Here is a 230-nt window from a genome sequence, read left to right on the forward strand (position 1 = left end):
GTTTCGCCGAAAGCCATGCGTTGCCGCCGTGCGAGTCCACCGACGACCTCGCCGATGCGTTGAATGCGCACTGGTCGGGCATTCAGTGGGGCTACGTGGAACTCGCCGACGAAGGCGACTACCTGCGCATCATCCATTACGGCGCGCCGCTCGCGGCGTTCGGCGGCGCGGCGCTCGCCTGGACGCCCGCCTTCCTGCAAGGCTGCTACCAGGCCTGGCTCGACGCCATG

At 68.3% G+C, this 230-nt stretch carries 1 protein-coding gene; it reads left to right on the forward strand.

What is annotated here, in order from left to right:
• Positions 1–230 (forward strand): cellulose biosynthesis protein BcsD (gene bcsD, locus SB751_RS35930; protein WP_410749719.1); only part of this gene is annotated, 230 nt, incomplete at both ends.

Origin of the sequence: Cupriavidus sp. SIMBA_020 (assembly GCF_046535395.1) — a bacterium.
GTDB lineage: Bacteria > Pseudomonadota > Gammaproteobacteria > Burkholderiales > Burkholderiaceae > Cupriavidus > Cupriavidus campinensis.